Genomic DNA, 26,754 nt, shown 5'->3' with positions numbered 1-26,754 from the left:
ATCACCTGAGAATATTTTTCAAGAAGGATTTCCTGTGAATTTCACATGGACCATATTCTAAGATTAGCCGTATATGCTCTTTTGTGCCATATCCTTTGTGCTTTTCAAACTTGTAAACAGGATATAAAGAAGAAATTTGAGTAATAAACCTGTCTCTTGAAACCTTTGCCAAAATAGAAGCACATGCAATAGAATATGACTTTCTATCTCCTTTTATCAACGCTTTTTGAGGAAGATTTAAGTCAGGAATCTCATAACCATCAACCAAAACCACGTCAGGGACAAGCTCCAAAGCTTCTATTGCGTTTTTCATTGCTAAAAATGTAGCGTTGTTTATATTTATCTCATCAATTGTTTTGTTGTCAACCATCGCCACCGAATATGTGATACTCTCTTTCAAAATTTCTTCAAAAAGTTTCTCTCTTTTTTGGGGAGTAAGCTTTTTTGAATCTCTCACACCTTCAATTATTCTCTTTCTATCCATTATGACAGCAGCAGCAAAAACAGGTCCTGCCAATGGACCTCTTCCTGCCTCATCAACTCCACAGATGAATCTATATCCTTCTTTTAGCAAGCTCTCTTCAAGTTCAAAATAATTTTCATCTATCCCCAATTTCATCAAGCGTAATCCTCCCAATTTTTGCCTTCCTTAAATCTTCTAAAAACAAATTAGCAGCTTTTAAGGTGTCAATCTTGCCTTCTTTCAAAACGCAGCCTCTTTTCTTACCAATCTCAATAAGGTACTCTTCTTCAGACATATTCAAAAAGTCAAGAGAGTATTTTTTATTCAAAAGCTCGCAGTAACCTTTTTTGATAATCCCTATAGTTTTTTTTGCGACAAGTTCCTTATCATATAGCTCATCCTTGATACTTCCTATAGCACAAAGCTTTATAGCAACCAAATCATCTTCAATCTTTGGCACCAAGATACCAGGCGTGTCCAACATCTCAAAATAATCATTTATCTTTATCCACTGCTTAGACTTTGTAACCCCCGGCTTGTCTCCAGTTTTTGCCTTAGAGGAATTTGTTATTTTATTTATAAGTGTAGATTTTCCAACATTCGGAATTCCAAGAACACCAAATCTTACTATTTTTCTTCTTCCTTTTTGTCTTGCCTCTTCAATTTTATCTTTTAATAAATTTTCGGCGATTTTGAATATATTCTTTACGTTTGTACCTTTTAAAGAATCAACACAAAGTGCTCTTTGGTTGATTGATTCAAAATAGTTTAAAAATTGAGTATTTTTCTTCTCATCAGCTAAATCAGCTTTGTTTAAAATAAAAATCTTGGGTTTGTCTTTTATAAGTGATTCTAATTGCTCATTTCGGGAGCTTAAAGGCGCTCTTGCATCAAGCAGGATGAGATACAAGTCTACATACTTGTTAAGCTCAAGTATTTCTCTTTTTGCCTTCTGCATATGCCCCGGGTACCATTGAACAATCAAACTATAAAGCCTCCTTTTTCCCTAAAAATATAAAAAAGAGACTAAGCTTAAACTTTTAAGCATTAGTCTCTTCTTGGATATTATCCTCTTTTTGAGACGCTTCAATAAGCTCTTTTATCTTTGCAGCCTTACCAATCTTCTCTCTGATATAGTAAAGTTTTGCTCTTCTTACCTTACCTCTTCTTACAACTTCAATCTTTTCAATCCTTGGTGAGTGAAGAGGAAATACTCTTTCCACCCCAACACCGTAAGAGATTCTTCTAACTGTGAATGTCTCTGAAAGTCCCTTACCTCTTCTTTTTATAACAAGCCCTTCAAAAGCTTGTATTCTTTCTCTTCCACCTTCAATAACCTTAAAATGAACTCTTACTGTATCACCTGGTTTGAAATCAGGAATATCTTTTCTTAGCATTTCGCTTTCAATTTCTCTAATGATATCCATCTTTTTATTTCCCTCCTTCCTGTATAGATGTTCGTACAATTTGAGAATATTCAATTGCAGAGGATCATTAGATTTAAAGAAAAAAGCTTTAAAATGAACATGTGTAATTATAACACAATTTTTTGACTCTCACAATATTTTATTAAAAATTCTATATCCTCCTCTGTTAAATTAGCAGCGTTTATAAGATCTGGCCTTGATTTAATTGTTTTTAAAAGGCTTTGATACCTACGCCACTTTTTTATTTTTTCATGATTCCCTGAGAGAAGAACCTCAGGAACTTTAAGCCCTCTGAATTCATATGGTCTTGTGTAATGTGGGTATTCCAAAAGACAATCAGAGAAACTTTCTTCTTCTACTGATTTCTTTTCAATAACACCTTCAACAAGTCTTGATATAGAATCAATTAAGACAAGGGCTGCATACTCTCCTCCGCTTAAAACATAATCTCCTATCGAAATTTCATCTGTCACAATCAAATCAATAACCCTTTGGTCTATCCCCTCATAATGTCCACAAATGATGACAAGCTCCTCTTCTTTTGAAAATTCCTTTGCAATATCCTGCGTATACTTTTTACCTTGAGGTGTGAGATAAATTACTCTGTGAGATTTAGAGGACTTTATACTCTCATATGCGTCAACTATTGGCTGGGCAGTCATAACCATTCCATATCCGCCGCCATAAGGATAATCATCTGTCCTTTTGTGTTTATCTTTGGTATAATCCCTTATATTTATTGCCTCAATCTTTATTAAGCCCCTCTGTTGTGCCCTTTTCAAAATGCTAAAGTTTGTTGCTTGCAAAATCACTTCTGGAAACAGAGTCAAAACCTTAAATACCATCTTTAATCTAACAACCCTTCAATAACCTTTATTTTCATATACCCTTGTTCGATATTCACTTCTTTAACAATATCTTTTAAAGCTGGGATTAACAAATCTTTCTTACCTATATAGCTTTGGCAGATATACACATCATTGCTTCCCGTCTGCAAGACGTCTTTCACCTTGCCAAGCTTTCTCCCATCTAAATCATAAACCTCAAGCCCAATTATGTCGCATATAAAATAGGTATCTTCTGGAAGTTTTTTAGCCCTTTCTCTTTCTATCACTAAAAAACGATTTTTTAGTTTTAGCGCTTCATCTATGCTTGAGATTTCTCTAAATTTCATTATTACAATATTATCCTTTACCCTGTACCTTTCGATTGTAAGCTTTTGAGAAAGATTGTCTTCCAAAAGAACATAATTAAGCTCAGAAAATCTGTCAGGACTGTCTGTAAGAGGTATTACTTTCACTTCACCTTTGAGACCAAAGGTGTTCACAATTTTGCCGACTTGGAGGTACTTATACATCTTTTCTCACCTTTTTAAAAAAGAGTTAGGCAAAACTACGCCTAACTCTTTTATTGTAAAATCTCAACAATAACCCTCTTGTTGTCTTTATTTGCTGCAGCTCTGACAACTGTCCTTATAGCTCTTGCAATTCTACCTTGCTTACCAATTACCTTGCCCATATCTTCAGGAGCCACTTTTAATTCTATTATTACAGATTGCTCACCATGGATTTCACTAACCTTTACTTGGTCTGGGTTGTCAACTAAAGATTTTGCTATGACCTCAACTAAATCTTTTAGCATGTCAAGTTCTCCCTCCTCATAAAATGGTTTATTCAATTACCCCAACTTTTTTAAGCAAAATTTTTACAGTGTCTGTTGGCTGAGCACCGTATGATAACCATTTTTTTGCCTTTTCAACATCAACTTTGATGTCAGCAGGATTCTTCAAAGGATTGTAATAGCCAATTTCATCAATTGTTTTTCCATCTCTCGGTGTGCGTGAATCTGCAACAACAATTCTATAAAAAGGATTGTTCTTTGCACCCATTCTCTTAAGTCTAATTCTTACTGCCACTTCAAAATCACCTCCTCTTTTAAATTTTTAGATGTATTACATGAAAGGAAATTTAAATTTTCCTTTCTTGGCAAAGCTGGGATTTGAAAATTGCTTCATCATTCTTTTCATGTCTTCAAACTGTTTTAAAAGCCTGTTCACATCTTGAACAGTGGTGCCTGACCCCATCGCAATTCGTCTTTTTCTGCTGGAATTAATAATGCTTGGGTCTTGGCGTTCTTCTTTTGTCATGGAATTTATGATCGCTTCTATTTTTTTAAGTTCCCTCTCGCCAGCATCAAAATCCACATCGCCTTTTAATTTAACGCCAGGTATCATTGAAATAATCTGAGATAGCGGTCCCATCTTCTTTATTTGTCTTAGTTGATCTAAAAAATCTTCAAGAGTAAACTGCATACTTCTAAGTTTTTTTTCAAGCTCCTCAGCCTTTTTTTGGTCAATAGCTTCCTGAGCTTTCTCTATTAAAGTCAAAATATCACCCATTCCAAGTATTCGGGAAGCCATCCTGTCAGGATGAAAAGCCTCTAAATCTTCCATTTTCTCGCCAACACCGGCAAACTTTATAGGCTTACCAGTTATTGCCTTGACAGAAAGTGCAGCTCCGCCTCTTGTATCACCGTCAAGCTTTGTCATAATAATTCCATCTATGCCAAGCTGCTCATTGAAAGCTGCAGCAACATTCACAGCATCCTGTCCTGTCATAGCATCTAATACAAGCAAAACTTCTGTTGGCTTTATTGCATTTTTGATACTAACCAGCTCGTCCATAAGTTCTTGATTTATGTGAAGTCTTCCTGCAGTGTCAACAATGACAACATCGCATCTATTAGACTTTGCAAATTCAATGCCTTCCTTTGCTATCTTAACAGCATCTTTGCTGTTGTAATCTGCAAAACACTTTACTCCAACTTTTTGTGCAACAATCTCTAATTGTTTTATTGCAGCAGGTCTATATATATCACAGGCAACAAGCAAAGGGTTTTTGCCCTGCTTTTTTAAAAGCCCGGCAAGCTTTCCAGCTGTGGTGGTCTTACCAGAACCTTGAAGACCAACCATCATATAGATGGAAAACCCGCTTGGTGAAAATGTAAGTTTTGTGTCACTTCCACCCAGTAGATTTACCATCTCATCGTACACAATTTTTATTACTTGCTGAGCAGGAGTGAGGCTTTCTAAAACCTCTTCTCCCACAGCCTTTTGTGTCACAGTGTTAATAAAATCTTTTACCACTTTGTAGTTTACATCAGCCTCTAAAAGGGCAAGTTTTACTTCTTTCATAGCATCTTTAATATCTTTCTCTGTTAGCTTGCCCTTACCTTTAAGTCTTTTGAAAACATCCTGCAGTTTTTCAGAAAGGCTACTAAACATTTTCTTGCCACTCCTGAATACTATTTATTATACTCATTATTTCTTCATCTTTATATCTCTCGTATATTCTCCTAAGTTTCTGTAGGACCTCTTCAATTATGCTCCTGTTTTTATAATACTTGTCTGCTAATTTCAGCTTTGCCTCATACCTTTTCAAGGCTATTTCTGCTTTTCTAAATGCATCAAAAACACCCTGCCGTGATATGCCAAGTTCTTTTGATATTTCTCCCAAGGTTAAATCTTCATTTACATACAGCTCTATAATCTTTTTTTGTCTTTCGGTCAAAAAGTCTTTATAAAAGTCATAAAGAAGACTCAAATATACCTTATTTTCTTGCTGCATTTTTAATTTCATCTCTCTGTAAAGCTTAAAAACTTGACACTATTATATGATAATAAACTTCTGCTCTTTTGTCAAAAATTTTTTGTGATTGGATAGTGTCAAGAGTTTGTAGAAAATTTTTTTATAAATTATATTATTTAGGTTGTTGAATAAAAAATATTACCAACAATACATAAAATAAACAAAAGTTATTGATTCCATTCATAAGCGAAAGAAAACTTCTTACCTTCTAACTTTCTAAGAAGTTGCTCAAATAGAAAAGTAATTAGTATCCAATCAATATACCTTTTATAATTTCTAAATCCCTTGAGCCTCACATTCTCAAGATTATATTCACCTTTTAATTTGCTAAATAGTCTTTCAATCTTTGTTCTCTGCTTGTATAGCTTTTTACCCTCTTCAGTTTCTAAAAATCTTATGTTCTTGCTTCTAAAAACATTCTTAACATTGTTTTTATCTTTCATGTTTCTTTTGTTTATCCCAGCAACAAATTTAACTTTAAGCTCATTTGCTATATTAAACCATCTGCTACAATCGTATCCCGCATCTGCTAATACAATCTCACAGCCAAAGCCCCATGCCCTATACAAAAGCTCTTCTTGTCTTGAGTCATGTTCATTTGCCCCTGTTAAAATCCAGAAAAGTGGTATTACTTCTTCTTTACCTGTACACAAAAGATGTAATTTGTATCCCCTGAAAAATCCTATTGTAATATGTATACCTATTTTTGCTTCTGAATCATTTTTGGCACTTCTCAGCGGCGTAGAGTCTACTATCGCTATACTCATATCAGGTTCTATCTTAGCTATTAATATGTCTTTTATATCTTGCATGTATTCTTTTTCTATTTTTCTTGACAACTTTGCAAAATATGAATAGTCCGGACTTTCTTCTATACCTACTACTTGCTTAAACTCTGTGTCTTGATTTATTCGATATTCTAATTCTCTGAAACTCTTTATCCCCTTTTTAACTTTATAAACCAAACAAGCTATTATCTGAAACAGATTAAATTTCCTCGGTCGTCCCCTTCTATTTTGCTTTATCTTCCTCGATAAAACTTCAGTAACCTTTTTTATTACAAAAAGCAGCTTTAAAAATTTCTTATTTTGTGCTTTAATATTCTTAGTCATCTTTTTCCCCCTTGTGTTTTGTTGTGGTTTTCTCTTAAATTAAAATTATAACACAAGGGGGCTTTTTTCTTTTGTTACTATGTTTACTCTATATGGTTATTTCTTTTATTCAACAACCTCAAATTATATTATTATTTAAAATAAAGCTTGACATGATTTTCTTATTTTGCTATTTATAAATTATAATTTGTGTAAAATCTTTGCTATTAGAGGCAATAGTAGATGAAAAGAATTAAAATAAGCATTTCAATTCTTTTTGTTTTTTTGTTAATTATGCTGCCTTACATGCTTATCAGATTTAAAAATACACACACAACAATTCAATATGAGAAACCTAAAATTTATATTGATCCTATGTCTTCTGTAAGATTTCTTAATTTTGAATTTTGCGCAAAATATTCAGAGCTTATTATCGTTGGAAAAGTTATTAAAAAAGAACAAGTAGAAGAAACAATAACTGCACAACCTGGTACAAATGAATATGGAGTTGCGAAAGCAGCAGGCATACCTTTTGTTAAGACCCTGCCAAGACTTTATGTTACAGTTGAAGTTGAAAAGGTTCTCAAAGGCAAATTAGATGAAAAACAAATCGATGTAGGCTTTGTAGTCTTTGATCCGCAAAATCACTCTGATCTTTTTGCAATGAATCCTGGTGAAAAATTTGTGTTTGTTCTGACAAAAGGAAAAAACACAAGGCCTAATACCTGGTATGTAAATTGTCCCAATAGGTTTATATTCAAAGTGAACAGCAACAATACCGTATATCCTGCTTGTTGGTGGTATGATGAAAGATATAAGAAGAAATATTTTAATATAACCTTAGATCAATTATCAGAAGAGTTCAAAAGAATAGATAAACTTGAAAATGTTCCTATGTATGATGATGTCCCAAAAGAGGTATGGGAAAAGTACTACGAAGCAGAATCTGAATCGCAAACTAAAAGCTCTTCAGAAAAATAAAATATCTAAAAGGTGGGAAGTTTTAACTTCCCACCTTTTTGTTAGCCTTAAAAACACAATTTTATATTAGCAAAAATTGGAAGAGAATACAAGGAATATTGGCAGAAATTTTTTAATGGCTATGAACAATCTTTGTAATTTTATCCTAAGATACAAGAGCAAAGTGAGCCGAACATTTCAGTAATTTTAAGGTATATTATACAGAATTTAAATCTGTTTTTTGGTAGTAACCACTTTTAATTTCTTGCATACCTTCCGTTCCTCTTAAATATCCAATTATAATTTGATTTAATCGGGGATATTCTCCCATATCCTTCTCAGTTCTTACTAAAACCTCATCGTCAAGCAAACCTATAACTTCTGCATCCTTCAAGTTTGCCATTGAAGAGACTATTCTGTGTTTTTGTTTAGCATCATCAATTGAATCGCAGTACAAAATTCTGCCATTTTTGATTATCGCAATATTTGTTGCATACTCTTCAAGTTCAAAAATCTCGTGTGAAGACACAATAACTGCTATATTTTTCTCTTGAACATATTGTTTTATAAGTTGTATCAACTCAAATCTTACAGTTGGGTCAAGGTTTTGAGTAGGTTCATCTAAAAGCACCAGCTCTGCATTTGTTGCTAATGCTAAGATAACAAGGATAAGCGTTCTTTGACCCATTGAAAATTTAGAAAGTTCTTGACTTGTACTAAACCCATAGCTTGAAAGAAAATTTTTGAAAAATAAATCATCCCAATTTGGATACAAGGCTTGATACATCTTATAGTAATCACCTAATGTCAACCTTGAAAAAACTTTTCTGTGCTCAGAAACAAATGCTATGTTCTTCTTTAAAGAAGGCTCAAAAGGCTTGCCAAAAATCAAAACTTCTCCGGTATCTCTGGAAGCTGCATTTATTATACACTTTAGAGTTGTCGTCTTACCAGCCCCATTTGGTCCAACAAGAGCCAATATCTCACCTTTTTGAACTGAAAAATTCACGTCGGCTAAAATCTGTTTCCCGCTTATTCTTTTGCTCAAATTTTTGACTTCTAATACTACCATCTCAGTACTCACCGCCTTCTCTTTTATTAAGACCTCGCTACATACTTCTATTTTTTTGTAATTCTATTGCATTATCAAAAAATTCAACTATTTGCTCCATCATGTCTTGATCAATCTCAGACATTAATTTGCGGTTTATACTAGCTTGAAAGTCCTTAAGTATTTTTTTAGGAATTTTTTTGTAGCTGCCATACTTACTTGTTAACTCTTTAAATTCATTTCTTTTTTGTCGAATATATTTCAAGGCATTGTCTGATAAAAAAATATCATGTCCTTTATTATCAAATAGTTTTAAACTAACATTAGTTTTATTTAAATGTTTGCACGCCTCATAAATACTATTCTCTAATTTCACTACATCATCATCCTTACTATGTATGACCAACACAGGTACTGAACTTTTCTTTATCCCATCTATTGCAGATACGTTTGCTAATTTGCCAGACTTTATTCTTTCAAGCAAACTTAAATAAGGCAAAATAACTTTCCCCCATCTTCCATAAGAGTCCATTGCAGTTGTTTTTACAATTTCATATGGGGAATTGAAACCAGCACACGAAACAACACCTGCAATTTTATGAGAATAGGATAAAACAGTACAAACAGCATAACCACCCCAACTATGTCCAAAAAGCAATATGGGCATGTTTTTAAATTCATTATTCTTTTCAATAAAACGTAACGCATAATCAAGATCAGCAACAGTTTGTGGAAGCCCAATCATTGAATCCCTTTCACTTTCACCACATCCAGTATTATCGAATCCAAGAACGTAATATCCTTTGTCCGTAAAATAATTTATTTCATCTAAATAATTGATATGGGTTCCGCCAAATCCGTGTGATACAACAATTAAACCTTTTTTAGCTTCGATATTATTTTTCTTATAATAAATATAACCTCTTAACACTTGTCCTGCATTTGATTTGAATTGTACTCTTTTGTAAACTAAATTAGGATACTTTTTCACAAGAGAATACACTTTATCATCTTTGGAGGTACATCTCTTAAAAGCTTGACTATATAAAACAGTGATAATTAGTAAACAAATTGAAAAACTTATTAAGATAATAAAAAGTATTGCAGCTATAATCTTGTTTTTATTTTTTTGAGTTTTTGCTATTAAATTCATCTTTCTATCCCTCCTTTTTTACATATGCAAAATATGCTAAAAAGCAAATCAGAGCAGCATACAAAAAGGCTAAAATCATGCTTCCCTGCTTTGTAAAGCTTATTAAACTATATGGATTAAAATCAGCTGCATTCAAATTAGTTGAGCCTAAATCCCCCAGCAAAGTATCTGCAATTGTTATTACAATACTCCAAATAAAACCATCATGTCCTAATGTCGTGAATAACATACTTATCCCGTAAATTGCTAAAAGCGCAACGATTGTTTTGAAAATAGCCAATAACCCTTCTAAAATGGTCAGGTTATAGTATATTTTATCAACTGCTGAGGTTATTGAAATTATAAGAACTAAAAACATTAGATTATACAGGAATAGCTCTCTTTTTGAGAACGGCAAAAAATACAAAAGCTCAACATTTTTATTCTTAATATCATTTACAAGCATTGCAGAACATAGAAGTATTATGCCAATAACTCTTATGGTAAAACTCGGTATAAACAATATTAGCGTGAAAAATAGTATTTGACCTGTTTTTTCTTTTAGTTCTTTTCCAATGTAAATATCCATTTTTGTTAGACTTTCTTCGATGTTAAAATTTAAAATTCTTGAAAATTCAAACCTCTTCATTTTTCCACACCTCCTCAAATAAAATTATGGCTGTGTAAAAATCTATTTGATTACTTTTAAGTTCCCTAACACACCCTTTTATTATCTCAATTATCTTTTTATCAACATCAATATCCTTCTTCACAAAATACCCAATCCCCTGTTCTGCTTCAATAAAACCTTCAGCTTTTAGTTTTTCAAGTGCTTTTAAGACAGTGTTTATATTCACATCAAAAATTGCCTGAAGTTCTCTTACAGTTGGAAGCTGTAAACCTTGCTGAAGATTTCCAAGTATTATCTCTGATTTAATCATGTTGACGATCTGCACGTATGCAGGCACACCGCTGTGTTTATCAACTTTTCTCAGCATTTTAATCATCACTCTCTTATAAGTTTTACATAACCTGAAGTTTTGGTTGTAACAGGTGCACTGTAAAGGTTATTGATTTTTACAATACCACCTGTTGCTTCAATGTCCAAAATGCCCTTTTCATTTTCGCTATTTAAAATATTAATTGTTCCATTCAATCCTGTTGCATTAATATCAAACTCCTCAAATCTTGCTTTTGCACTGATATTCAATCCTGTCGAATCAATTTCAATTTTGTCAAATATTAACTGTGAATTTATATCTGCTCCAGAAGAATCAATCTTCAAAGTCTTCCCCTTAAAATCAGCTCTTAGCTCAAGCCCTGCACAGTCTATAGAGATATCATTTGTTGCTTCAATCTGCCCCTGAATAAAACTGCCACTTGAATTTACTGTTAAATTTTTGAATTTCCCATTCCCTCTTATTTTTAAACCTCTACACAAAACTTTTACATATCTCAAAGATTTTGTACCAAGTTTTATTTCATATGTTGTATTAAATTCTTTATTTCTGTCAAAGACTTTCAAAGTTTTTCCTGAAACATTTGTTTTGAGCACTGAAGGAAAATAGATGGCATCTTCATCTTCAATGAGTTCTAAATCTATTCCGCCTGAACAGGTAATTACAATTTCATCAAAATTCTTAATTGACATATCCTGGTCTGCAGAATAAGTAATTAAATGATAAACCTCAATAAAGTCGCTGCTGGTAATCACATCAGAAATTATTTGTGAAATACTTTTTGATAACCCAGAAAACTTATAATCTTGCTTATCAGAAGAATAGTAGTGAAGTTGAGATATAATTAAACCAACAATAACCAATGTGACTAAGGCTACAGCAATAACCATTCCAAAAGAGGTTTTCTTTATTGGAAAAATACTAAATAAAAACAAAATGCAACTTAGTACAAATAAAACCTTTAATGCAGTCCATGGAAAAATCCATGCAAATAAAATTGACAACAGTGATAAAACAAGTCTCATTGTTTGGCTTGTGTGAAATTTTTTAATCTGAAATATGTTAGAGCTATTTTTGGATATAAGATAGAAAAGCCCAAGTACAATGAAAAAAATGACCACCAGCAAACCAATAAGTCCTAAAACATTTTGATTAAAATGCATAACCTACCCTCCTGTTTGATTTTTATAGTGTTATATAATTATATAACACTAAAATTTGATTCTGTCAACTGTATTTTTCGATGATTTTTAAAATTTTTAAATTATATATTCCGAGTACTTTTGATATGGATAAACGGAATTCTAAACTAATATTTCTAATAAATGTAATTATGATATAATGTATTATATGAAATTATTTCTATCCTGAGGTTGTTGAATAAAAGAAATAACCATGTTATAGTAAACGTAGCAACAAAAGAAAATACCCCTCTTGTGTTATAATTTTAATTTAAGAGAAAATCACAACAAAACACAAGGGGGAAAAATTTCAGAGAATTAAAATATCGAATAAACCAAGACACAGAGTTTAAAAGAGCAATAGGTATGGAAGAAAGTCCAAACTATTCATATTTTGCAAAGTTGTCAAGAACAATATAGAAAGAATACATGCAAGATATAAAGGACATAGTAATAGCTGAAATAAAACCTGATATGAGTATAGCAAAAGTTGACTCGCCGTCGCTGAGAAGTGCCAAAAATGATTTAGAAGCAAAAATATGTATACATATTACAATAGGATTTTTCAGGGGATACAAATTACATCTTTTGTGTACAGGTAAAGAAGAAGTAATACCACTTTTCTGGATTTTAACAGGGGCAAATGAACATGACTCAAGACAAGAAGAGCTTTTGTATAGGGCATGGGGCTTGAGCTGTGAGATTGTTTTAGCAGATGCGGGATACGATTGTAGCAGCTGATTTAATATAGCAAATAAGCTTAAAGTTAAATTTGTTGCTGGGATAAATAAAAGAAACATGAAAAATAAAAACAATGTTAGCAATAGTTTTAGAAGCAAGAACATAAGATTTTTAGAAACTGAAGAGGGTAAAAAGCTATACAAGCAGAGAACAAAGATTGAAAGACTATTTAGCAAATTAAAAGGAGAATATAATCCTGAGAATGTGAGGCTCAAGGAATTTAGAAATCATAAAAGATTTATTGATTGGATATTAATTACTTTTCTATTTGAGCAACTTTTTAGAAAATTAGAAGGTAAGAAGTTTTCTTTTACTTATGAATGGAATCAAAAACTTTTGTTTATTTTATGTATTGTTGGTAATATTTATTATTCAACAACCTAATTGATTGTCCATAATAAATATCTACAACATTTTGTACAATAACATTTAACAAACTAATTTTGGTACTATAATCAATTATTCTTATCCCCCAAAATTCAGGACTTATTGCAGGGATTCTTCTGTCTATTAAGTAATAATGAATTTTGTTTTCAGGTATATTTCTTTCAAATTCTAACACATCAAAAGTACAAATATTGTCCATTGATTTCTTAATTCTTTTAATTCGTGAACCATAGACTACTAACAATTTATATTTATTACTATCCACCTTTCTCAGTTTTTCTAATAGTTTCTGGACACGATAGCTTTTATTTTTATCATACCCTAACACTAACAACATATTAACCTCATATTCTACAAAACTGTCTCGCCAAATAATTTTTTCTATTTCTTTGTCACTCTCTATCCAACCAATATAATAAGTTTTAACTTCAAAAGGTATAATAGGATATATATACCACCAAAAAATAAACATACCTACACTGATTGTTAATATTGCCCAACAACCCATCCCTTTTTTGCTTTCACCCTTTTCCATCATAATTACTTATCACCTCTATCTCTACTAAAAATTTATCACACCAATATAAACATTTCATCCTTCCATTTCTATCTTTAAAATATATGACCTTCCTAACAGGTAATACTTTTATTCCGAAAACCATAAATAAAACACTTACTAATACCAATAAGTTAAGCTAAATACTTCTTAAAAGCTGAATTAAGTAAAATTTGAATGTTATTTTTATTTGGTATATTATATCCCCTACCTCTTGACATTCTGCTGTTTGTCTATTATACAAAATTATTTATAGTCTAATACTCAATCTTCATCTGAATTTTATTTGTACCGGAATAGATGAAGAGGAAAGAATCTCTTTGCTAAGATCTCTGTCACATTCAATCCCCCACACCCATACTGTTCCATCTTTTTTAAGCGCTACTGAATGAGTATCTCCTGCAGCAATTGCCACAACATTGTCAAGCTTTTCTACTTTTAAAGGAACTGTTGAAAATTCTATATTTCTTCTACCAAGCTGCCCTCTAATGTTTGAACCCCATACCCAAACAGTTCCATCTTTTTTCAGTGCCATTGAATGGTAATCCCCTGCAGCAATTGCTACTACATTGTTTAGACCTTTCACACGTACAGGAACAAAAGATGTCTCTCTTGTCCCATTCCCAAGCTGACCATAAGCATTATATCCCCAACTCCAAACAGTACCATCCTTTTTCAAAGCCAAAGAATGATATTTACCAGCCGCTACTTTTACTACTCCACTCAATCCCTTTATTTTAACTGGCTTTTCTGAAAAATTAAGATATTTCTTTTTATTATCTAAATTAGTATCACCCCATGACCAAACAGTCCCATCAGTTTTCACAGCCAATGAATGAAAGTAACCTGCTGCAATTGACCTCACATTTTTTATATTATCTAAACGTATTAATTTAGTCACAGAACTTACTGAACTGTCGGTAAATTTGCGAAAATAAAAATCATTACCACACCCCCATATGTTCCCATCTTTTCTTAAAACCAATATGTAATCTAATCCACCAGCTATTTCCGTAATATCGTTTAATTTTCCAATCTTTATTGGTAGTGGAGATAATATATCTTTAGTATTTTTTTCACTCCACACACTTTCAATAAATCCCCATACCCAAACAGTGCCATCTTTATCTACTGCTAATGAATGTTGAGATCCAGCCTCCACTAACACAGCATTATTTAGTCCCTTTACACACGTAGGAATATACGAAGATTTATAAGTCCCGTTACCAAGCTGACCTTTGTTATTAGCACCCCATGACCAAACTGTTCCATCTCTTTTTATTGCTAACGTATGAGAACCACCCGCAGCAATTGCTACAACATTGTCAAGCCATTTCACTTTATATGGAAGATTTAAAGAAAAGCTATTATTCTCTCTTCCCAGCTGACCAAAAGCATTATTCCCCCATGCCCAAATAGTACCATTTTTTGTTAAAGCAACTGAATGCAATCTGCCTGCGGCAACTGCTACAACGTTCTTTAAACCCTTAACCTGAACAGGCAAAAATGAATGCTCACCAACATTACTACCAAGCACACCATAAGAATTATGTCCCCATACCCATACTGTCCCATCATCTTTCAATGCTATTGAATGACGATAACCGGCAGCAATAGCTACAACCTTATTTAACCATCTTATACGTACAGGAATATATGAATTATCTATTTTCCCATTTTTCTCAATTATACCTCCACCCCAAATCCAAACAGCGCCATCTTTATTTAGTGCTATAGAATGAAAACCACCTGCTGAGATTGCTATAACATCAGATAATCCCTTTACACGGACAGGAACAGAAACAGTATAATCTTCAGTTGGTCTGTTCCCGAGCTCACCATCTTCATTATATCCCCAACTCCAAACAGTACCATCACGTTTCAGTGCCAATGAATGATAAAGTCCTGCTGAAACTGCTACTACATCTTTTAACCCTTTCACCTTTACTGGAACAGCTGATGGTTTTAAACTCCCAATTCCAAGCTCCCCATGATTGTTTATACCCCATGCCCAAACGCTTCCGTCAGAACCAACAGCCAATGAAAAATCCCACCCAGCTGCAATCGCAACTATATTTTTTAGTTCTTTTACCTTCACTGGTGTTGTAAAATCTCTATATACATCGCTTTTTCTCTGTCCATAGTTAGTATGACCCCAAATCCATACACTCCCATCCTTCTTTAACGCCAAAGAATGAAACGTCCCTGCTGATACTGCCACCACATCCTTGAGCCCCTTAACACGAACAGGAATACACGAATCTTTATATGTGCCATTGCCAAGCTGCCCAAAACCATTATATCCCCATGCCCACACTGTTCCATCATCTTTAATTGCCAACGTGTGAAGACTCCCGGCACCTGATGAAATAACCTTAAAATTTTCTCCCTGCAACTCTTTGCTGTTTTCTTTATTCTTTGAATTTGCATTTGATAAGGTCATACTCAGAAAACTAAAAATTACAAACAATAATACTGCATACTTTACTCTTCTCACTTTCATTTTGCACCTCTACCAAAATTAATTATAGTTTTACCTTTTTATTTTACAACATTTTGTACAATAACATTTAACAAACTAATTTTGGTACTATAATCAATTATTCTTATCCCCCAAAATTCAGGACTTATTGCAGGGATTCTTCTGTCTATTAAGTAATAATGAATTCTGTTTTCAGGTATATTTCTTTCAAATTCTAACACATCAAAAGTACAAATATTGTCCATTGATTTCTTAATTCTTTTAATTCGTGAACCATAGACTACTAACAATTTATATTTATTACTATCCACCTTTCTCAGTTTTTCTAATAGTTTCTGGACACGATAGCTTTTATTTTTATCATACCCTAACACTAACAACATATTAACCTCATATTCTACAAAACTGTCTCGCCAAATAATTTTTTCTATTTCTTTGTCACTCTCTATCCAACCAACATAATAAGTTTTAACTTCAAAAGGTATAATAGGATATATATACCACCAAAAAATAAACATACCTACACTGATTGTTAATATTGCCCAACAACCCATCCCTTTTTTGCTTTCACTCTTTTCCATCATAATTACCTATCACCTCTATCTCTACTAAAAATTTATCACACTTATATGAACATTTCGTCTTTCCATTTCTATCTTTAAAATATATGACCTTCCCAACAGGTAATACTTTTATTCCGAAAGGATTATACGAAAGTCCAACCGGCCTTGGAAAATTTTTGTGCCTTTTATAATTCTCTAATTGCTCAAGCTGTTCGTAAAAAGAACTCTGGTCTAAAGCAATTCTTGGAAAACATGTGCCCCCGAAAAAACTCAATGAGCCATCAAACCCCTCTACTTTCTCAACATCCTGCGTTTCTAAAAATGCCTGTGCCACGTTACCAAGGGTAACTAATTTTTTATCTTTTTCACTTATTGTTGCTTTAGTGTCTATAGCATCAAGCAGACCATTATTACAACTTAGCAATACTAGTTCCTTTATTTTCTTTTCCTTTAATTTCCTTATTTCAGTTGCTGAATCATCGTGTAGTGTCTTCCCATCTGGATTGACTGTTAGGTTTTCTTTATCTGTTTTTTTATCACCATCAATGTCTCTATCATTATTTATCATTATAGCATAATACTTACCGTGAAAAAACAAAATTACATCGTCAATCCCATCATCTTTCATATTATTCCATTCTTTACCAAATACTTCCTCTGTTTCTACTTGGATGGCTTTAACCTGTTCTATACTCTTGTATCCATTTTTAAATCTAACCCATTTTCTCGCAAACTCTGCTTGTGATTTAAAGTTTTTTGGATCATAAAATATATAACTTATTCCCTTTGTGTTATTAAAAATACCCCTGCTAAAATCTTTGCTAAACATCAGTGGATCAACTTCTACTGGTCGCCCTGAATATCCGTAATTTACATCAAATCTAATATTATCTATCAACACAGCTGTCGTATATATGGTATCAACCACATCTTTAACGCTAAATTTCAAAACTGCATTCTGCCCTCTGAATGGTGTTACATCAAATTCTGTGGTCTGCCAGTCTGTCATCCATACATCGCCTTTATCAAACACTATCTCAGGTGAAACATTTATTAAATTCCCACCGTTAGTTTCTGTCGCATTAAACATTGAAGCTATTTTATTTATGTCCAAATCTAAAATCTTAACCTCCTGCCCATTTTCACCCTCTAAGGTTATTGTTACAACAAATGGATCATCGTAGCGTGAACCTATCCATTCTAAAAATTCTTCTGATAAAACATTCCAATCAAATATTAACTTGTTGGCATATTCAGGTATAAATATTCTTTGCTTTAGCTCACCATGTTCTAACGTATAGCCTAAACCTGTTGAAATAATCCCCATCTTGCTTCCATCTGTCGGCTTTACAAAGCCAAGCCCAGTTGTTGCTCTCCCATCTCCGTCCGTTTGCCACCCAATAAGGTCATTTTCAAAACTACCATTAATCTTATTGTTAGCGTAATTGATTCATTCATACTATCCGAAATAACAATAGTTGCTCTTCCATCACTATTGGTCGTAACAGAACTTGGTGCAGTTGCATTGCCTGTAACACTTATTGAACAGATAACATTCGGTACTGGTTTGCCAAACTTGTCCACTATCGTAAATGATATTTTATGTTCAATATTGCATTCATATTCATTTCGAATTTGATCAAAAATTATATCTGTTTCTCTGTAAATTAAATCTATATCCTCTTTGCTACTCTGTACATTTAAAGTACTTCCTCTAAAAATTATTTTATTTCCCAGTATCTTTCCTTTCAAAGTAAATATTCCCGAATAAATAGTAACAGTTCCTTTGGGCGCATAAATGATACCCTTTATATTAACCCAGAACCATTAAATGTAATATTACCTGTTTCAGAACAAATAACACTCCCATCTTTAAAGCCAATTTCACTTTTCACCACATTAATTGAAATATCTTTCGTTGCTATTATATAGTCATTAGTTGTAAATTTCGAACCATTTACAAAAATACTCCCATTAGCAACGATAGATTTCTCGAATACTATACTGTTCCCATGATATTTCAGGTCAGCTTCAAATACCTCAGTATTTTCACTTGCTATTGTTTTAATCTCAGTAGTATAATCTGACATATCAATAATGGGTGCACATTCAATTTCTTTGGTTATTAAAGCTTTTGCATTCTTTGCACTCACTTTACCTGAAGCTTCACATACACCGTCAATAACAAGCTCTGAACCTTGATACACAAAGTCCGCATTAGTATGCACATCACCCTTTATGCTGATTCTTGAACCATTCAGTAATAATGCGCTCTCTCGACTTGCAGAAAACAAAGCATAATCAACAGCTTCCCGTCCAGACATCTGAACTTCTCCATCAGCAGCAAACATATTGAACGGTAAAAATTGGAGTACCAAAAACATTGCTAAAATCATACTTAAAAACTTCTTATTTCTTGCATTCATTACACTTTCCTCCTCCAAATTTTAAAATTTAATTTAGCCTTTTGCAGAACGCTCAATATGAGCGTTATCAATCATTTAAAACATCTAAACAGTCTGGTCACTTTCCTCATATTTGTAATATTTTCTTGCTTCCTTGATACATAAACTAAATCTTCTTATTTGTCCACTTTCTGGACTTAATTTTGTACTAATATTTTATCCAAACATTTCATACTATGTCAACATCCATTTTTCGCTTTTTTTTTTACTCTTCATTTTTTAAATCTAGCTCCTACACGCTTTAATTTGCTCTTTATTTCTTTAAATTTCTGTGCAGTTTATGAAATTGAAAGTAAAAAATATTTATTTTCTTTCTCAAAAAATCAGCTCTCTCAACAGCATTTTTGTGTTATAATACAATCTGTTATAAACCAAACAACTTATAATGCTAATCAAAACGCAACTTAGCATGAAAGGAGTAAAAAGATGGTAAGAGTCAGATTTGCACCAAGTCCAACAGGTCAGCTTCACATAGGCGGTGCAAGGACAGCACTTTTTAACTATCTATTTGCCAAAAAACACAATGGAAAATTTATTTTGCGTATAGAAGACACCGATTTAGAAAGGTCAAGGGAAGAATGGGCAGAAGGTATTATGAGAAGCTTGAGATGGCTTGGAATTGAATGGGATGAAGGAAAAGCTTATTATTGTTTTTGTAGCCAAGAGGAAATAGAAAAAGCAAGAGGGTTGGTTGGTAACTTTACCTCAACCCTCTTATTTTTTACTTATATTAATTATCAAAAATTATTGTCTTGAGACATCCCTACATATACAACCAGTCCAAACTTTTACTCTATAGCCGGAACAACAGCATCAAATTTTTCTACTTTCCCATCTTCAGTCACTGCCTCCCCGGCAAATACCCAAACAGGTTGCAAATATGGCTGCTCTTCAATTGTACCTGCATCTTCCCAGTAAGCAAGAAAAACTTCTTTTATTGTTGCAGACTTTGCCATAGGATTGATATTATTCGATGCTTCTCTATTTTTAACTTTTTCAAAAGCTTTCTCTGCAGGCATTATCTTTACCTTTTTGTATTCTTCAACCTCCTTATACCATTTATAAACTTCAACTATCTTTCCATTATCACCTACAACCACTATTATCCTTGAAACACCATACACAGGCTTTCCTTTTATCTCGGGATAAAAATATACATTCTTGTGATGAACCTTATAATCATTTGTAATTTTATCGCCAGATGAAGAGTCTGTAACTGCACAATAAATAAATCTTTTATCATAAAGACCATTCTTTTTCAAAAAATCAAGTGCAATCTTTTTTGCTTCTTCATCAGAAGGTAGATTTTGTAGATCATTATTATCAAGTCCTTTGCTATCTTCATAATGCCATCTCCCTGTGTCAATTTCATATTCCAATGCACGATAATACTTTTCATCTATTTTCTCTTTTATCAAATAAGTTCTCCATATAGGTTGATATTCCATTTCACCTTTTAGTCCAAATATTTTAGCTAAAGATTTAATCTCTATATCTATGTTTTTTGGCTTTATAAATCTGTATACCATAGCTTCAACAGGCAAATTGTCAAATTTTGCTGTTACTTTATAGTCTATTTCAGGTATTTCATTTCCTGGCATAGGAATATTAAGCGGCGGTATCCTGTTTGCTTTAATATACAAAAAATAACCCGCTATAAAAGCAATTATTAGCACTATAAAAGAAATTTTTAATATACTTTGCATTTTAGCATTTTTTATTTTCATTTAGCTCAACCCCTCTCATTTACCTAATAACTACCCCAGTTGCAGGTATTTTTACATCTGCTATTATACTATATCCTTGCTTGTAATTTCTATACCATTCTTTTTCAGGTCGACAGCCATAAAAACTATAAAGCGAATCATTCGCTGCTAATTTATATCCCATTATACGAACAATACTGCTTTGACCATCTTGCCTTTGTGACTGATAAATTCTTGCAGCTTGCACAAATGCATCTTTAAAACTTAATTTATCCGCTACCAAAAGCTGCGCAAATTTAATTGCTTCACGACTGTCTAAATACATGGTAGATGCAAAACCCATAACAAGTGTTGCGCCCTCAAATGTTTTATAAATATTCTCTAATTTTTCTTGATCCCCGTTGTTGGTAAGCCAGTTACATGTATACATTATAACCCATTTTAGATTACTGCGCCCAAATCGAACTTCGTTTGTTCTTGCATTTACCTCATCATTATATTCCATCGAACTGTTATGCCAAGTTTCACCTGTATTTCTTGCAAAAAAGTGAGCAGCATTCTCTTTAGAAAGACACAGTCCATGTCCAGAATAAACTAACAAATCAGCCTGTGACGTAAGTGAAGTAATCTTCAAATAGGATTCATTCGCTTCACTATTGAGTTTTATAAGATAAGCAGTTACCCATGCATTTCTCCATAAACTATCAGCTAAATTATAAACATAATGAGCACCTGCTCTATCGCCATATGTGCATGAGCCATTTGGACTACTGTAAGTGCTAACGCCAAGGTAAATACCTTTTAAATTTGCCGAAAAAGCTACACAAAAGTTAAATATCAGTATTATAATTAAAGCAAGAGAAATAAAAAATTTATTTTTAATCAATTCTACTTAGCCCCCTTGCTTTTGTTAAATTTTTTACAGTAAAAACTCAATATGAGTGTTATTATAAGAACTTTCTAAAAGTTTTCCTTTGTCTATATTCCATTAAAGCAATTTAAGAAGAACAAGGTAACAGTTATTGCTAATAGTTATTAATATCAGAATTGTCAAAATAAACCTTGTCAGAATAATAAATTTTTAATGTTTATTAATCAACTTTGAGTCCTTTTTGACGGGAAATAGGTTTGAAGTATTTAAAAGGTGTCATATATACAAACAATCATCAACTCCTTTCATTGGATAAAGTAACTGTAAATAGTTATATCAAAAAAAACATAATGCAATGGGCAAATTAGATAAATTTTTTATGTTATAATTGGAAATTTTCATAAATTAAAATTAATTTTTTATTTACAAATCCTAAACAGTTTTTTGCAAATGTAATATATTTTTGCTCTATCATGAATTATAAGGTAGATAAAAAGATAAGATACTCTTTCATTAACATTTTTATGTTATAATACAATCTGTCACAAAACTAACACTGAACCAAAACAAAGCTTTAAACGAAAGGAGTAAAAAGATGGTAAGAGTTAGATTTGCACCAAGTCCAACAGGTCAGCTTCACATAGGCGGTGCAAGGACAGCACTTTTTAACTATCTATTTGCCAAAAAACACAATGGAAAATTTATTTTGCGTATAGAAGACACTGACCTTGAGAGGTCAAGAGAAGAGTGGGCAGAAGGTATTATGAGAAGCTTGAGATGGCTTGGAATTGAATGGGATGAAGGACCTGATGTTGGCGGTGACTTTGGACCGTACTTTCAATCTCAGAGAAAGGAAATTTATCTTGAGTACATTCAAAAGCTTTTAGAAGAAGGAAAGGCTTATTACTGTTTTTGTACACAGGAAGAGATAGAAAGAGAAAGGGAAATTGCAAGGCAGCAAAAGATACCGTACAAGTACAGCAAAAAGTGCAGGAACATTAGTTTAGAAGAAGCAAAAAAGAGAATCGAAAACGGTGAAAAGGCATAAGCATATAATATTAAGAGGGGAAAAGGAGACACTAAAGTTATTTTGTAAAAATAAACCAACCAGGGGAAATTATTAACCATCCTAAGTTTTCTCTTTGTTCTACTTCAAGGGGTAAATCTTCATAGCTATTAATGAGTTCTAATATTTCGTTCTCTTCTTTTTGAAGTCTCTCTGAAACATTATTTAACTCTATCATTTTACCAACTCTTCCTTTTTTTTTGATTTTTCCGTTACTATTCTTCTTTTCCCCTCTTTTGGATTATTTATTTGTTTTGAAGATTTTACTAAAAGAATATCTCCCAAAAATAAGGGACAAACTTACCCAAAACAAACTAATTGCAAAAGCGTAAATTAAAGCACTTGTAACTTCACGAAAAATTGGTTGACCTTGAAGATGTGTAAAAGGGAAAATATAATCAGGAATAGAAAGTAATCTAGCAACGATGTGTGTTTGATAACTATCTTTCGCAAATGGTGTTAAATAACCTTTCCCAAGTTGTCGAGGTACTAATATATTTATTACTGTTACTGATATCCACCCAATCACAGTTGAAAGTCCTGCTATTGATGTCTTCGAAAATAAACTAGATATAAATATCTCAAAGTTAATTATACAAGATATGGATGCTAAAGAAATTAAAACTACCAATAATATATACGAATAATGTAACCTTGAATCTTTAAAAATTATCACACTAATAAACGCAACAAGTATCCATACTATACCCATCGATATTAAAATGGAAATATTATAAAAAATTGATTTACCAAGTATTATTTCCCAATTTTTAAAAGTATGAATTTTGTAGAAATTCCACGTTTTGTTTTCTTTTTCCCCACTTATACTTGGGCTTAATATCGGAATTAATGCTAAAGGAAGAAATTGAACATATGTATTGTAAGTGGCATATATAAAACTTTCTAATGAACTTTTACCGCTGTTAAATGCAATTATTAAAGCTATTTGAAGAATCCCTAGAGCAAATAAAGCAAGGATTAGATAAATAAACTTTCTGCTTCTGGCAAATGTGATGTTTTCTTTTTTGACTATCAAAAAAAGTCTATTTAGCTTTTTGCTCATTAATTGGACTTACCTCCCTTTTCCCATATTAATAAACTGTTGTAAAGGGTAGCAACATCAATTTTTCCTAATGAAAAGGTTACAGGTTTGTTTACAATTTTATTTAATTCATTTAACAACTTAAATATATCACATTGATAATCCTTGTTTTTTGTTTTTATAATTCCAAAGCTTTTTACTTCATAATCTATATTGTTAGCCGTTAAAAATTCAATTCCAATTTTCAAGTCCTCTTGAGTTGAAAAGCTAATAAATACTTCGTTTTCATTATGTGAACGTAACTCATCTTTTGAGAAGAGTTTTAATTGAGAATTATATAATATTCCAACTTTTGTATATAGATCCTCTATTTCGTTTAATAAATGGGTAACATATACAATCGTCTTGCCTCTTAAATTGAGCGTCTTTATTAACATTTTAATATCCTCAGAAGATTTAGGATCTAACGCGTTAGTAGGTTCGTCTAGTATAACTACTTCGCAGTCATTTATCAAAGTTTGGGCAATTTCAACTCTTCTTCTTAGCCCACTGCTAAGGTTTTTTATCAATTTGTTTTTATGGGCATTCAAATCGAAAGTGTTTATAAGTTGCTCTGATTTTTTCTTTGCTTCAAGTGTTGAGTAACCTAAAGCTTGGGCACAGAACATAAACAGTTCATATACAGTGAAATCTCCAGGGACAGAAAAATTGTCCGGCAAAATGCCAACGAGATTAAGAAGGTTTTCCTTTAATAGTTTTAATTCAGTTCCCTTTATTTTTATACTCCCTTCTTGATATGGCAAAAAACCACATAAAATTTTTATCAATGTTGATTTTCCCGTTCCATTTGGTCCGATGAGACAGAAGAAATCTCCTTTTTCAATAGAAAAACATACTTTACTAATAATTTTTTGGGACTTATAGGCAAATGATAGATCGTTCACTTCAATCATAAATTTAGCATTTATCATGTTAATTTTTCTTCTCCTCCATTTTACAAATTTTTTCTTATAAAGAGAAATAACTGAAAAATAATCATTCCAATAGCAACTAATTTAAAAGTTACAGATAATAACCAGTAAACTAACGTAAATATATCTTTGTTATTCCATCTATGATTTTTGAATTTAATAAGCATCTTTACACTTTTTTAAAATAGTTATCTAAATTTGGAATGCCTAACACATCACACAAAATATGATAGCCGTCTAGTTTCCAAAAAGGTATCAAATTAATCAAAGCGCTTACATAGGATATAGTTGAAAAACTTATTAACAATATCTTAATTTGAAGAGGTTGAACAAAAAGGGTTGCTAAAGATGTTATAGAACCAAGTGAAAAATTAGCAACAATAGCTGAAAAAGAAGCCCAAACTCTCTCTCTTTTTTTACAAACAATAATGTCTGTTGTGTTTATAAAAAAGATTGGAACAAAGAAATTAAGTTTCATACCTGCACTCAGAATTTCTCGCCCATAATGTCTTACACTTAACGCATGAGCAAATTCGTGTATAATAATATTTAGTATAATCCATATTAGAGTCCACATATTTCTGAAATTATTATTTAAATTAACAATCCTGAAATACCTGCTATATATTACTAATTCAATCAAATTTAATATACCTGTAACAAAAAGAAAAATTTTGGTTCTTGTAAGGATTGCTACTAAAGGGTAAATCTTACTAAAGAAAACATCAGCATTCTTGAATTCTAGCAAGATTATACTATTTAGAAATTTTTTCTTTTTATCGTTTTTTTCCAAACTTTCTATTAACATTTTTATTCTTTTTGTTGTTTTTGATTCGAGAATATTTAACTCTTCTTTGTTCAGAGAAATTCTATTCTGATCTTTCAAAAACACTTTCAGATGAACATAATCCTCGCTTGTTATATAAAAATATCTTTTATCCTGAGTTTTTAACAGGTAATATTCGCCATTATAATATATTTCTAATTCAATTTTTTTATTTTCATTTTGGATATCTGTCATAGTATATTCACATCTTTCATCTATAGCTCTGAAGATAATTTGTTTTTTGATAAATGTTCTTTTAAAAGTTTTACATATTTGTTATTATCTAGTATGTAGTTACAAATATCGCAAATATCAACATACTTATCTCTCAACTCCGTAATGTTAAATTCATTTTTAAGCACATTATAAAACCATATTGGCCCTTTTGTTAACAAAATATTACAAAACAAATTCCTTTGGCAGTTTTTTAATATATCTTTTAAAAAAGAATTATAAATTGAACCCAATAATAATGGTGATGTCATTCCAGCTTGTGAACAACAAGGATAAACACTTCCATCCGGTAATATTACAATCGTATCCATATTTCTACACTTTTTTGCTGGTAATTGTGAAGAATACAAAAAGCTATCACTCTTTATTTTCTCTTTTGCTCGACCTACTGGCAAACAAGGAACTTCTACAATCGGGAAACCTAATAAATCGTCCCCTAACAATTCTGAAATTGCAGATAATCTTTTGCTTGTTTTAGTCACCACACTTCCTAGAAAAACAGGCAGATCAATTTGACGTGCTACTTTTAGTATTCTCTTTATATTATCTACAGGGACAAACTTTAAATGAAACTCGTCAATGCTTACACTTAGATGACTTAATCCAGCTTTTTTTAATTCCATCATTATTTCAACTGTGGTTTTTGGAGAAACTGCCCAAAAACCGTTAGTAGTACATGTGATTTTAAAACCGCTTTTAGTCGCTAAACTTATTGTAAAAAGAAGTCATCTAAATATAAAATGGTTCACTGCCTGAAATTCCAAATGTTGAAATCGAATTAACGATTTTTGCCTCATTAATAATTTTAACTATAAGTTCCTTTGACATTTTTTCATTCTTATGTAACGAACAAAAAAAACAACATATATCACATTCAGCTGTACATTGTTTCGTTAACATTATACCCACACTTTTGAATGGAATTTTCATTTT

The 26,754-nt window shown here is 32.1% G+C and carries 29 protein-coding genes and 3 pseudogenes; 4 read left to right on the top strand and 28 right to left on the bottom strand.

Annotated features, from left to right (window positions below):
• Nucleotide 1: 1 nt before the first annotated feature.
• The 10 genes from ELD05_RS05385 to ELD05_RS05340 all read right to left on the bottom strand — a co-directional run bounded on the left by ELD05_RS05385 (nt 2) and on the right by ELD05_RS05340 (nt 6,649).
• Nucleotides 2–619: a ribonuclease HII gene (locus ELD05_RS05385; protein WP_127351629.1), complete on the bottom strand. Its 618-nt coding sequence runs from the start codon at nt 617–619 to the stop codon at nt 2–4.
• Complete coding sequence (gene ylqF / locus ELD05_RS05380) at nt 600–1,448, bottom strand: ribosome biogenesis GTPase YlqF (protein ID WP_127351628.1); 849 nt, start codon at nt 1,446–1,448, stop codon at nt 600–602. Before ylqF ends, ELD05_RS05385 begins: the two co-directional genes overlap by 20 nt.
• A gap of 55 nt (nt 1,449–1,503) precedes the next feature.
• Nucleotides 1,504–1,890, bottom strand: coding sequence for a 50S ribosomal protein L19 (rplS, locus tag ELD05_RS05375; protein WP_127351627.1), 387 nt, complete (start codon nt 1,888–1,890; stop codon nt 1,504–1,506).
• Nucleotides 1,891–1,997: 107 nt separating this feature from the next.
• Nucleotides 1,998–2,735, bottom strand: coding sequence for a tRNA (guanosine(37)-N1)-methyltransferase TrmD (gene trmD, locus ELD05_RS05370; protein ID WP_127351626.1), 738 nt, complete (start codon nt 2,733–2,735; stop codon nt 1,998–2,000).
• A 2-nt stretch (nt 2,736–2,737) separates the two neighbouring features.
• Nucleotides 2,738–3,247 (bottom strand): ribosome maturation factor RimM, encoded by a 510-nt coding sequence (gene rimM, locus ELD05_RS05365; protein ID WP_011917668.1) that lies wholly within the window; start codon nt 3,245–3,247, stop codon nt 2,738–2,740.
• Nucleotides 3,248–3,297: 50 nt separating this feature from the next.
• The gene (locus tag ELD05_RS05360) at nt 3,298–3,531 is read right to left on the bottom strand and encodes a KH domain-containing protein (RefSeq protein ID WP_013290831.1); all 234 of its coding nucleotides are present in this window, start codon (nt 3,529–3,531) and stop codon (nt 3,298–3,300) included.
• A 28-nt stretch (nt 3,532–3,559) separates the two neighbouring features.
• The gene (gene rpsP / locus ELD05_RS05355; RefSeq protein WP_127351625.1) at nt 3,560–3,805 is read right to left on the bottom strand and encodes a 30S ribosomal protein S16; all 246 of its coding nucleotides are present in this window, start codon (nt 3,803–3,805) and stop codon (nt 3,560–3,562) included.
• A 36-nt stretch (nt 3,806–3,841) separates the two neighbouring features.
• Nucleotides 3,842–5,173: a signal recognition particle protein gene (gene ffh, locus ELD05_RS05350; protein ID WP_127351624.1), complete on the bottom strand. Its 1,332-nt coding sequence runs from the start codon at nt 5,171–5,173 to the stop codon at nt 3,842–3,844.
• A complete protein-coding gene (ylxM, locus tag ELD05_RS05345; protein WP_011917672.1) occupies nt 5,166–5,516 on the bottom strand; it encodes a YlxM family DNA-binding protein in 351 nt (116 codons plus the stop codon). The genes ffh and ylxM overlap by 8 nt, the downstream gene beginning before the upstream one ends.
• 188 nt (nt 5,517–5,704) lie before the next feature.
• A complete protein-coding gene (locus ELD05_RS05340; protein WP_127350978.1) occupies nt 5,705–6,649 on the bottom strand; it encodes a transposase in 945 nt (314 codons plus the stop codon).
• Nucleotides 6,650–6,871: 222 nt separating this feature from the next.
• Here ELD05_RS05340 and ELD05_RS05335 point away from each other — a divergent pair, with 222 nt between their 5' ends.
• Nucleotides 6,872–7,609 carry a hypothetical protein gene (locus tag ELD05_RS05335; protein ID WP_039764505.1) on the top strand — a complete coding sequence of 246 codons (738 nt, stop codon included), beginning with the start codon at nt 6,872–6,874 and terminating at the stop codon, nt 7,607–7,609.
• A 196-nt stretch (nt 7,610–7,805) separates the two neighbouring features.
• Here ELD05_RS05335 and ELD05_RS05330 read toward each other — a convergent pair whose 3' ends face one another.
• The 5 genes from ELD05_RS05330 to ELD05_RS05310 are packed head-to-tail and all read right to left on the bottom strand — an operon-like array spanning nt 7,806 to nt 11,893.
• Nucleotides 7,806–8,660, bottom strand: coding sequence for an ABC transporter ATP-binding protein (locus ELD05_RS05330; RefSeq protein WP_127351623.1), 855 nt, complete (start codon nt 8,658–8,660; stop codon nt 7,806–7,808).
• A 37-nt stretch (nt 8,661–8,697) separates the two neighbouring features.
• Entirely contained in the window at nt 8,698–9,792 is a 1,095-nt protein-coding gene (locus tag ELD05_RS05325; RefSeq protein ID WP_127351622.1) for an alpha/beta hydrolase, read from the bottom strand.
• Nucleotides 9,793–9,796: 4 nt separating this feature from the next.
• The gene (locus ELD05_RS05320) at nt 9,797–10,420 is read right to left on the bottom strand and encodes a hypothetical protein (RefSeq protein WP_127351621.1); all 624 of its coding nucleotides are present in this window, start codon (nt 10,418–10,420) and stop codon (nt 9,797–9,799) included.
• Nucleotides 10,407–10,769, bottom strand: coding sequence for a GntR family transcriptional regulator (locus ELD05_RS05315; protein WP_127351620.1), 363 nt, complete (start codon nt 10,767–10,769; stop codon nt 10,407–10,409). The genes ELD05_RS05320 and ELD05_RS05315 overlap by 14 nt, the downstream gene beginning before the upstream one ends.
• Nucleotides 10,770–10,777: 8 nt before the next feature.
• Nucleotides 10,778–11,893 (bottom strand): hypothetical protein, encoded by a 1,116-nt coding sequence (locus tag ELD05_RS05310; protein WP_127351619.1) that lies wholly within the window; start codon nt 11,891–11,893, stop codon nt 10,778–10,780.
• Between the two features lie 321 nt (nt 11,894–12,214).
• Between ELD05_RS05310 and ELD05_RS15130 the strand changes: the two are divergent.
• Nucleotides 12,215–13,036 (top strand): annotated as a pseudogene (locus tag ELD05_RS15130) (transposase); the annotation flags it as partial.
• Here the strand turns inward: ELD05_RS15130 and ELD05_RS05300 are convergent.
• The 6 genes from ELD05_RS05300 to ELD05_RS05275 form a co-directional block, all read right to left on the bottom strand.
• Nucleotides 12,993–13,577, bottom strand: a complete 585-nt coding sequence (locus ELD05_RS05300) for a hypothetical protein (protein WP_015907483.1) — start codon at nt 13,575–13,577, stop codon at nt 12,993–12,995. The pseudogene ELD05_RS15130 and the gene ELD05_RS05300 sit on opposite strands and share 44 nt — an antisense overlap.
• Nucleotides 13,578–13,866: 289 nt before the next feature.
• A complete protein-coding gene (locus ELD05_RS05295; protein WP_127351618.1) occupies nt 13,867–16,098 on the bottom strand; it encodes an RCC1 domain-containing protein in 2,232 nt (743 codons plus the stop codon).
• Nucleotides 16,099–16,136: 38 nt separating this feature from the next.
• Nucleotides 16,137–16,658: a hypothetical protein gene (locus ELD05_RS05290; RefSeq protein WP_241243622.1), complete on the bottom strand. Its 522-nt coding sequence runs from the start codon at nt 16,656–16,658 to the stop codon at nt 16,137–16,139.
• Nucleotides 16,645–17,967, bottom strand: a complete 1,323-nt coding sequence (locus tag ELD05_RS05285) for a hypothetical protein (RefSeq protein ID WP_011917683.1) — start codon at nt 17,965–17,967, stop codon at nt 16,645–16,647. Before ELD05_RS05285 ends, ELD05_RS05290 begins: the two co-directional genes overlap by 14 nt.
• A 20-nt stretch (nt 17,968–17,987) precedes the next feature.
• A complete protein-coding gene (locus ELD05_RS05280) occupies nt 17,988–18,392 on the bottom strand; it encodes an Ig-like domain-containing protein (protein WP_011917684.1) in 405 nt (134 codons plus the stop codon).
• 56 nt (nt 18,393–18,448) lie between these two features.
• Complete coding sequence (locus tag ELD05_RS05275) at nt 18,449–19,066, bottom strand: hypothetical protein (RefSeq protein WP_011917685.1); 618 nt, start codon at nt 19,064–19,066, stop codon at nt 18,449–18,451.
• 465 nt (nt 19,067–19,531) lie between these two features.
• Here ELD05_RS05275 and ELD05_RS05270 point away from each other — a divergent pair.
• Nucleotides 19,532–19,789: pseudogene (locus ELD05_RS05270) on the top strand (glutamate--tRNA ligase family protein); the annotation flags it as partial.
• Between the two features lie 104 nt (nt 19,790–19,893).
• Here ELD05_RS05270 and ELD05_RS05265 read toward each other — a convergent pair.
• Both ELD05_RS05265 and ELD05_RS05260 read right to left on the bottom strand, forming a co-directional pair.
• A complete protein-coding gene (locus ELD05_RS05265) occupies nt 19,894–20,832 on the bottom strand; it encodes a hypothetical protein (protein WP_127351615.1) in 939 nt (312 codons plus the stop codon).
• Between the two features lie 19 nt (nt 20,833–20,851).
• The gene (locus ELD05_RS05260) at nt 20,852–21,697 is read right to left on the bottom strand and encodes a DUF6345 domain-containing protein (protein ID WP_127351614.1); all 846 of its coding nucleotides are present in this window, start codon (nt 21,695–21,697) and stop codon (nt 20,852–20,854) included.
• 580 nt (nt 21,698–22,277) lie between these two features.
• Here ELD05_RS05260 and ELD05_RS05255 point away from each other — a divergent pair.
• Nucleotides 22,278–22,727: pseudogene (locus ELD05_RS05255) on the top strand (glutamate--tRNA ligase); the annotation flags it as partial.
• Between the two features lie 40 nt (nt 22,728–22,767).
• On the opposite strand, the gene ELD05_RS13990 reads toward ELD05_RS05255, so the two are convergent.
• From ELD05_RS13990 to ELD05_RS05235, 5 genes are all read right to left on the bottom strand, one after another.
• Nucleotides 22,768–22,926: a hypothetical protein gene (locus ELD05_RS13990; RefSeq protein WP_011917690.1), complete on the bottom strand. Its 159-nt coding sequence runs from the start codon at nt 22,924–22,926 to the stop codon at nt 22,768–22,770.
• Between the two features lie 63 nt (nt 22,927–22,989).
• Complete coding sequence (locus ELD05_RS05250; RefSeq protein WP_127351613.1) at nt 22,990–23,811, bottom strand: ABC transporter permease; 822 nt, start codon at nt 23,809–23,811, stop codon at nt 22,990–22,992.
• Nucleotides 23,811–24,743, bottom strand: a complete 933-nt coding sequence (locus tag ELD05_RS05245) for an ABC transporter ATP-binding protein (protein ID WP_164742581.1) — start codon at nt 24,741–24,743, stop codon at nt 23,811–23,813. Before ELD05_RS05245 ends, ELD05_RS05250 begins: the two co-directional genes overlap by 1 nt.
• A gap of 187 nt (nt 24,744–24,930) precedes the next feature.
• The gene (locus tag ELD05_RS05240) at nt 24,931–25,782 is read right to left on the bottom strand and encodes a zinc metalloprotease (RefSeq protein ID WP_127351611.1); all 852 of its coding nucleotides are present in this window, start codon (nt 25,780–25,782) and stop codon (nt 24,931–24,933) included.
• 20 nt (nt 25,783–25,802) lie between these two features.
• Entirely contained in the window at nt 25,803–26,444 is a 642-nt protein-coding gene (locus ELD05_RS05235) for an SPASM domain-containing protein (RefSeq protein ID WP_164742580.1), read from the bottom strand.
• Between the last annotated feature and the right edge of the window lie 310 nt (nt 26,445–26,754).

Origin of the sequence: Caldicellulosiruptor changbaiensis (assembly GCF_003999255.1) — a bacterium.
GTDB classification, from domain to species: Bacteria; Bacillota; Thermoanaerobacteria; order Caldicellulosiruptorales; family Caldicellulosiruptoraceae; genus Caldicellulosiruptor; species Caldicellulosiruptor changbaiensis.
Note: the sequence above shows the minus strand (reverse complement) of the source record. Positions and strands in the feature narration are given on the sequence as shown.